Genomic DNA, 1,670 nt, shown 5'->3' with positions numbered 1-1,670 from the left:
ACTAATCTCCATTCCGCCGCCTTTGGCTGGCGGCACAAATAGTAATGAAAGTGTTCCAACTCTCTACGTTGTGCTGTAAAATAGTTTGCAAGAAGCTACACTACAAAGCACGGGAGGAGGAGTTGTAATAACTTTCTTCGTTTTAGACAGCATACTAATCAGTGTAAGTTCTGCCTTTTCAAGCACAAATAAGTGGCATCATGAATCCGTACACTAAGAATTGTTTAAGCACCTTAGTTTAATTGTGTGGCAGTTCAGTCAATGGCTTCTTATCATTCACGAAAGGAGTCTGACTATGAAAGTTACTTACCAAACCTGTTGTGGTGTCGATGTTCACAAATCTTTTCTCGTTGCCACAATCGTTAAAACTACTGGTGGCATTGAGCCTTCTTACCAAAAGAAGCGCTTTTCCACCTTTAACAATTCAATTCTTAAATTCAAGCAATGGCTTCTCGACAATGATTGCCATGATGTCTGTATGGAATCCACAGGTAAATACTGGGTTCCTGTCTTTAATCTGCTGGAAGATGATATCAATGTTGTCATTGCCAATCCTAAATGGGTAAAGGCCGTAAAAGGCAACAAAGATGATACAAAAGATTCTAAATGGATTGGAGATTTGTTCCGTCTTGGACTTGTCAAAGGCAGCTATATTCCTTGCAAGAAAGTCCGTATTCTCAGGGAATACACTCGCTATCGTTACAAGCTTGTTTCCTGCCGTTCAAGTGAAAAGAATAGATATCAGAATGCTCTTACCGTTTGTAATGTTGCATTAGATTCTGTTGTTTCCGATATCTTTGGGAAGTCATCAACATCCATTATCGACTATCTGCTTGAACAATCGGGTACATCCATTAACCACGAAGAAATCGCATCTAAGCTTCTTAGGAGCCTCAAATCCAAAGAAGATGCTGTTATAGAATCCATCGAAGGATATCAGATGACTGATGCCCAAAAATATCGTATGCGCCTCGTCCGCGCACATATGGATTATATCACAGCTGAAATCCATGATGTTGATAAAATGATTGAAAATATGATTTCTTCTAATCCTGATTTTGAAAATGCTGTCCAGTTTCTCTGTACCATTCCGGGTGTCAAACGTGATAGTGCAATCACTATCATCTCCGAAATTGGTACTGATATGTCTCAGTTCTCAAGTTCCAAACGTTTATGTTGCTGGGCTGGTCTTACACCAGGTAGCAATGAATCTGCTGGTAAGAAGAAGTCTGTTCGGATTACACGTGCCGGTGTCTACCTCAAACCTGCATTAGTACAGTGTGCTCATGCAGCCGTAAAATCTGACAAATCTCCTTACTACAAAAAGAAATATGAATCAATTGTTAAACGCCGTGGCAAGAAAAGAGCCATTATCGCTATTGCCCGTATGATTCTTACTGCCATTTACCAGATGCTGTCTACCGGTGAACAGTGGAATCCGAGCGATCTTTACAAAATCGATATGCCTGCACCTATGCTTGAAAAACAAAAGGCAAAGGCTATCAAACAAGCCAAGAAACTTCTTCAAAAGGAAGGATTACTTCCTCCTGATGAACCATTAGCTTCTTGATTTAATTTTCTAACTCTATAACACTTTAAAAAGTTGCCTGCCTTAGACAGCTTATTCAAGTGCGCCAATTTATGGTCTTCCTCTACTTTCTTTCACACTA

1 protein-coding gene is annotated in these 1,670 nt (G+C 39.9%); it reads left to right on the top strand.

Annotation, left to right across the window (positions count from 1 at the left end):
* The first annotated feature begins 295 nt into the window (after positions 1–295).
* Positions 296–1,570 (top strand): IS110 family transposase, encoded by a 1,275-nt coding sequence (locus ACTNBF_RS16390; protein ID WP_427808885.1) that lies wholly within the window; start codon positions 296–298, stop codon positions 1,568–1,570.
* The last annotated feature ends 100 nt before the right edge of the window (positions 1,571–1,670 follow it).

The sequence above is a fragment of the Bariatricus sp. HCP28S3_A4 genome, from assembly GCF_052066395.1.
Lineage (GTDB): Bacteria > Bacillota > Clostridia > Lachnospirales > Lachnospiraceae > Allocoprococcus.
The sequence above is the reverse complement of the archived record's forward strand: the minus strand, read 5'-3'. Positions and strand labels throughout refer to the sequence as shown.